The sequence below is a fragment of the Lysobacter defluvii IMMIB APB-9 = DSM 18482 genome (assembly GCF_000423325.1).
GTDB lineage: Bacteria > Pseudomonadota > Gammaproteobacteria > Xanthomonadales > Xanthomonadaceae > Novilysobacter > Novilysobacter defluvii.
The window spans coordinates 1-5804 of the sequence record NZ_AUHT01000002.1 but is presented as its reverse complement, the minus strand read 5'-3'; the positions used below and the strand labels follow the sequence as shown (position 1 = coordinate 5804).

At 56.9% G+C, this 5804-nt stretch carries 7 protein-coding genes; all 7 read left to right on the top strand.

The annotated features are described in order from the left end of the window. The first annotated feature begins 140 nt into the window (after positions 1–140). The 7 genes from G545_RS0100060 (at position 141) to G545_RS15495 (ending at position 5634) form a co-directional block, all read left to right on the top strand. A complete protein-coding gene (locus G545_RS0100060; RefSeq protein WP_244874611.1) occupies positions 141–584 on the top strand; it encodes a DUF305 domain-containing protein in 444 nt (147 codons plus the stop codon). A 119-nt stretch (positions 585–703) separates the two neighbouring features. Next, positions 704–1186, top strand: a complete 483-nt coding sequence (locus G545_RS15505) for a hypothetical protein (protein ID WP_154656463.1) — start codon at positions 704–706, stop codon at positions 1184–1186. Between the two features lie 66 nt (positions 1187–1252). Continuing rightward, on the top strand, positions 1253–1615 hold the full coding sequence (locus G545_RS12890; RefSeq protein ID WP_052106877.1) for a hypothetical protein: 363 nt from the start codon (positions 1253–1255) through the stop codon (positions 1613–1615). Between the two features lie 476 nt (positions 1616–2091). Then, the gene (locus G545_RS0100050; RefSeq protein ID WP_027068623.1) at positions 2092–2544 is read left to right on the top strand and encodes a hypothetical protein; all 453 of its coding nucleotides are present in this window, start codon (positions 2092–2094) and stop codon (positions 2542–2544) included. A 575-nt stretch (positions 2545–3119) separates the two neighbouring features. Further along, on the top strand, positions 3120–3980 hold the full coding sequence (locus tag G545_RS15500) for a hypothetical protein (protein ID WP_154656462.1): 861 nt from the start codon (positions 3120–3122) through the stop codon (positions 3978–3980). 775 nt (positions 3981–4755) lie between these two features. Beyond that, the gene (locus G545_RS15120) at positions 4756–5271 is read left to right on the top strand and encodes a GNAT family N-acetyltransferase (RefSeq protein WP_081677638.1); all 516 of its coding nucleotides are present in this window, start codon (positions 4756–4758) and stop codon (positions 5269–5271) included. A gap of 141 nt (positions 5272–5412) precedes the next feature. Beyond that, entirely contained in the window at positions 5413–5634 is a 222-nt protein-coding gene (locus G545_RS15495) for a hypothetical protein (RefSeq protein ID WP_154656461.1), read from the top strand. The last annotated feature ends 170 nt before the right edge of the window (positions 5635–5804 follow it).

Genomic DNA, 5804 nt, shown 5'->3' with positions numbered 1-5804 from the left:
ATTCCTTGAGTTGTGCGGCCACTTCGACGAGAGTGATGCCTAACAATTCGTTCAAGCCGATGCCGCTTCGCGGCACGGCTTAACTCAGGCGTTAGACGTCACAGGAGAGATCAATGCATCCGTACAGAAACTTCTTGCTAATGATTCTGGCGGCATCTGTGTTGATGTTTTGCCTCATGTACCTCAACACATATCAGTTCAGCCATGTCTGGTTTAGCCAGACTCGTCTGTTCATGACTTTCATCATGGCTGGATCAATGGCCTTGGTGATGCTCTTTTTCATGCGGCATATGTACAAGAGCAAGGTGGCTAACTTAGCCATTGTCATTGGCAGCGTTGGTTTAATGGCTCTGGGGTTGTGGCTAGTTCGTAGCCAATCTACGGTCGGTGACATTGCGTGGATGAAGGCAATGATTCCTCATCACTCAATAGCAATCCTCACAAGTGAGCGTGCCCGTATCTCTGACCCCCGTGTTAGGACGCTAGCCGACGAGATCATTGAGGCCCAGCGCCGCGAGATCGGCGAGATGGAGTCGCTAATTGATGATCTTCAAGATCAGCCAGTCGGAAGGTCGCAAGAGTGACGTCTAACAGTTCGTTCAAGCCGAACTTGCTTCGTTACACCAAAGCCATGGCCAAAGAGCTTGCCATGGCTTTGGCTCCACTGCGCAAGTCGGCTTAACTCAGGTGTTAGGGGCCTCGGATGCTTAGGAAACTGCTTGGAGTCTTTACAGCCGGAGCGGCGGCAGCTTCGCCCGCCACCGCCCATCATGTCTTTGGCAACAGCGTCTTCTCGCTGGATGCCCCGGCAATCTTTACCCGCAATGCTAAGTCGGAGGCGTTCCAGTTAGTCGCGCCCAATGACCTCGCCGCAATTACGGCCACTGCTTACGCAAAAACTGACGGCTCCCTTGACGAGTTTTGTGAGTATCGCTTCTCTACCATCGAGAATTTCTACAAACCTGTTTCTGAGCCTCAGGCACTTGAGGCTGCTCATGCCTCAGGCAAGCTCCAAGAGTTCGAGGGTACTTGGCCAGGTGCGAGCAGCCCCACCTACTATGTCGTCTCATGCTTACAGACTGGAGATGTGTACGTGTCGTTAAACATTGTCACTACACGCCAGCACTATTCAGCCTATCGTGCTCAGTACGGGGCAATGCTCGGGTCTATTCGGCCCGGCCCCTAACAATTCATTCAAGCCGAACCCGCTTCGCGGGTCGGCTTAATTCAGGCGTTAGGCCGGGGAAGAAGCATGCTCGCCAAGCCAGTTGTCTACATCCAGGTGCATGCTGGCTACCTTGTAGCCAAGCGGACAGGCGGCTCCAGCGTCCGCCGTGAGTGCGCCGCGCTGAGCCACCCGCGCACCCTCATGGGTGATTTCTTGGCAGTTGAGGCGTGCTTCAAGGCGGTGCTGAAGGAGCCGAGGGCCGGCGGCTTGTTTTCGGTCAGGCCCAGCGTGCTCGTTCACTTGGTCCCGGAAGCCGTAGGCGGCTACACCAATGTGGAGGAACGCGCCTTCCAAGAAGCCGCCGCTGCGGCGGGAGCGCGCACGTGCAAGGTCGTCGCGGGCGGCCAGCCGCTCACTGACGCTCAGGTGGCTGAGGCATGTCGGTAATCGAGCCCCGGCCTAACAGTTCGTCCAAGCCGACGCCGCTTCGCGGCGCGGCTTAACTCAGGTGTTAGGCCGCATGGGAAGCGTCGATACTCTCGAAATCCAGGAAGCGCTCCTGTCACCGCCTCGCCTGGTGCTGTTTTCCCACCGTCGGCGCATGGAGATTGCCGTGCCTGTGGATGAGGCTTGTGTGGGGTCCGTTGCTGCGGTGCTGCAAGAGCCGGGCGCGTCCTTCTGGTTGCGCTCCGTCAGCCATACTCTGGTGCCCGTTTTCCTGTTCTGGCGGCGCAGCGCGGACTTCGTTCTGATAGTTCGCGTCAAACGCGGGCCCGTCCGCCGAGAGGTTCGTATCCCCTGTGCCAAGGCATCTGGGGCGGCTCTACTTGCAGTGTCACGTGAGGAGTGGTCGGATGCGGCCTAACAATTCGTCCAAGCCGACGCCGCTTCGCGGCGCGGCTTAACTCAGGTGTTAGGCCGCTATGACAGATTTCGACCGGATCACCACCGAGACCTGGACCATCGCGTTCCCTAGCGATTGGATCGACCGTTCCGAGGGCGAGGACACTCTGTACTTCGAGGCACCGGCGGGAGACAAGGGCTTCTACGTCAGTCTCTGGCATATGTCGGATCAAGAACTCCGCGGTTCCCGCAAGCTTGTTGAGACTTTCCAAGAGACGGAGGTGCCCTCGTTTTTCCCGGAGGGTGAGGCTTGGAACTTGATTTGCCGCACTGCAGAGGGAGATGAGATCTCTGCCGTGGGCTTCTGGGAGGGGATCAATGCCGAGAGCAAGTACTGGATTTGTGGCAAGCAACTTGCTGCTGGCAAGTACGTTCTCCGAGCCACGTTCCACGACTATGATTCATATGGCCAGGAAGCTTCTGCAGATTTCTTCTCGCCAATCATCGGGTCGCTTGAGCTGCGCGCGGCCTAACAATTCATTCAAGCCGACGCCGCTTCGCGGCGCGGCTTAATTCAGGTGTTAGGCCGTCATGCGACCAATACTGGCAATTGCATTGACAAGCTCGCTACTTCTTTCCGCGTGCACTACCTGGAGCGTTCCCGCGGACAGGTCTTGCGCCGCTCGTGTAGGCGCATTCCAGGTTGGACAGGCGCTTGAACTCACTGGCGAGCTACGCATAGACCAACATGGCGACTTCGTCCGACCATACGGTTGCACCGGCCCAGCCCTTCGCGTTTACGGCATTCGCACTGCTAATGGCGCCGCTGCTGATCAGCTGCGCAAGGAGATCGACTCCACACTGTCACTCCTCGAGGTCTATTGGGTCATAGTCGCAACAGCACGCGTAGAGAAAGACAAGGACGATCTTATTCTCCACATTCTTTCTTTCCAGTCGGTAAGGCGCGCTGCGGAGCGGCCTAACAATGCGTTCAAGCCGACACCGCATCGTGGCGCAAACCACATGGCAGGTGCAGCTTGCCATGTGCTTCACGCCCCGCTGCGGCGCGGCTTCACTTAGGTGTTAGGGCGCACAACCGGGGACAACGATGGACTTAGGGCAAGCTTGGGGCGTTGTCACAGACGCATGTGATGCGCTCGGCCGCTTCATCAATGGCCCCTTTATGGCAGCGCTGCTGTCGGCTTTGGCGGGCGCTTTTGCCGGTGTTATCGGCGCGCAAAAGCTGGCATTACGCGAGGCGAGAAAAGCAGAGCTTGCTCAAGATTTTCGTCATTCAAGCGCAGCAATCACGCTTGCGTTCACACTATGCAATAACGTTCTGGCGGCAAAAAAGCAGTACATTAACCCTCTAACCGAAAAGTACGAATCAGATCGGAGTGCCGCGTTGGACGGCATAGAAAAAGCAAGTAGAGGCGAGGGCCCCATAAATCTCCACTTCCAAGCGCTGCTAACAAAGTTCCCGGTCTCCGAGTTTCCAACAGATGCGATCAAGGACTTGGTGTACGGAAAGTCACACCTAAACGGAAGAGGCTTGGCCCTAATAGCTATGCTTGAACTGTCTGTGGCTGAGTTTCGAGAGGCGCTCGCTACACGAAACGCGCTAATTGATGAGTTTGCTCAAGCGGGACGAGAAGAGTCTGAGTTTCATAAACGCTACTTTGGCCTGAAGGACGGCCGAGGTCATACACACCATTTGTTTCCGGACGTGGTAGACGCGGTTCATTCGTACTCCAATGATGTTGCTTTTTTCAGCGCTCTCCTCACAGAGGATCTGATCGAGCACTGTGAGAAGCTTAGTAAGAAACTGAAGAAAGATTTTCGCCATAAGACGCCAAAGGTCACTACCGTCGACTTTTCTGGCGCCAGAAGTGCAGGGCTCATCCCACCACCTAGCGATTACGAGTCGTGGCTCTCGGGGTTTGCACAGCATCCAGAAAGTGCGCCCTAACAATTCATTCAAGCCGACGCCGCTTCGCGGCGCGGCTTAATTCAGGTGTTAGGCCGCATGAAAGACTCGATCGCACGCCTGCTTGATCACTATGCAACGGTCACGGATGGCTCAAGTGCGCTCCTGCGGACGGATCTTCTTGCCTTGTGTCGAAGACACGCGGTTTCAGAGCTACAGTTCTGTGACACGTTCGCCCAAGAGCTTGCGTCCCGCTACGCATCCGGCGACCTAGATGCAGACCGCGCCGCCCTCGCGGCGGACGACCTCCATGCGGCTGCGGATTTCACCTTGCCACCCTTTGCTAGACGCGTGTTTGACCTTCTGGAGTATCGTGAGGCGTCGCCGGCGGAGGCTCGGCAGTTGCTAGCGCGGCACAGTTATGGCACTGCGGCCTAACAATTCATTCAAGCCGACGCCGCTTCGCGGCGCGGCTTAATTCTGGTGTTAGGCCGCAGCAGGGGAGATCGCAGTGGGGATACAAATCGAGCTCGCTGACGACGAGGCTCTTGTCCTTTTTGAGCTCTTGGCCACAGGCAAGCTGTGTGACAGTGTCGATGCTCCCGAGAGGAATGCTCTCTGGGCGCTCGAGGCGATCTTGCAAAAGCAACTCATTGCTCCGTTCTCGGAAAACTACTCCAGTCTTCTGGAGCAAGCCAGGTCGTCCTTGGTGGTTCGGTATGGCAACTGATAGTTTCGGCCGCCAGCGGCCTAACAATTCATTCAATCCGAAGCCGCTACGCGGCTCGGCTTAATTCTGGTGTTAGGCCCCTCCCATATGCTGTCGCTATCTGCACCCACGGCCGAGGACGAACAGGACTTGGGGCAGTTTGAGTTCACAAACCGGGCGTTCTTCGAATCACATATTAATGCGAGGGCGACATCCTTCTATGAGCCGGGCGGAATCGCAAAGGCGATCGCAGTTGCTCAGGCCGAAGCAGCAGAGGGCAGCGCGTATCAGTTCCTCGCGAGAAACGGGTCGGGCCACCTTGTCGCCCGTGTCAACCTTACCCGGGTCCGTGGCGACCACTTCCATAGCGCGGAACTGGGCTATCGCGTAGCCCAAGACCATGGCGGCAAAGGCTACGCGACTGAGGCAGTTCGGCTTGCGCTAGATTATGCTTTTGTGCGGCTCCGGCTTCACCGAGTCGAGGCCGCAGTTCGTTTAGGGAACGAAGCCTCCGCCAAAGTGCTTCTGCGAAACGGCTTTGTGCAATTCGGCCATTCAAGCCAGAGCTTCTGGCTCTCTGGCCAGTGGCACGACGTGCTTCACTTCGAACGGCACGGTGCCTAACAACGCGCTCAAGCCGACTCCGCATCGGGGCGCAAACCACATGGCAGGTACAGCTTTCCATGTGCTTCACGCCCCGCTGCGGCGCGGCTTAGCTTAGGTGTTAGGCCGCATAAATAACTTCGCAAGATCTTGGAGAACGGCATGACCGAGAGGCGCTACGACGATGAGATGTACAAAGCGCACGCTATTCGGGTTTTGGCAGAGCGCTACGATTCAAGCTCTGCCTGGACAATCGAGGTCCATATCCAAGCTCCAGATGGTTCGCACTTACCCACCATTCGCGACAGTGATCACTCGTATCCCACGCTCGAGACGGCTTTTTCCGCCGGTAGCGAGCTCGGCCGCCAGGTTGTGGATTCATGATCTCCTGTCTCAGGTTTGCCCATCTGCGGCCTAACAGTTCATTCAAGCCGAAGCCGCTTCGCGGCTCGGCTTAATTCAGGTGTTAGGTACCACAGGGGGTTTCATGCAGGTGAAGTTGTTTTGGGTAGAAGCGCCGATGCGAGACAAGGGATTTCTTCCTCGCGACAACG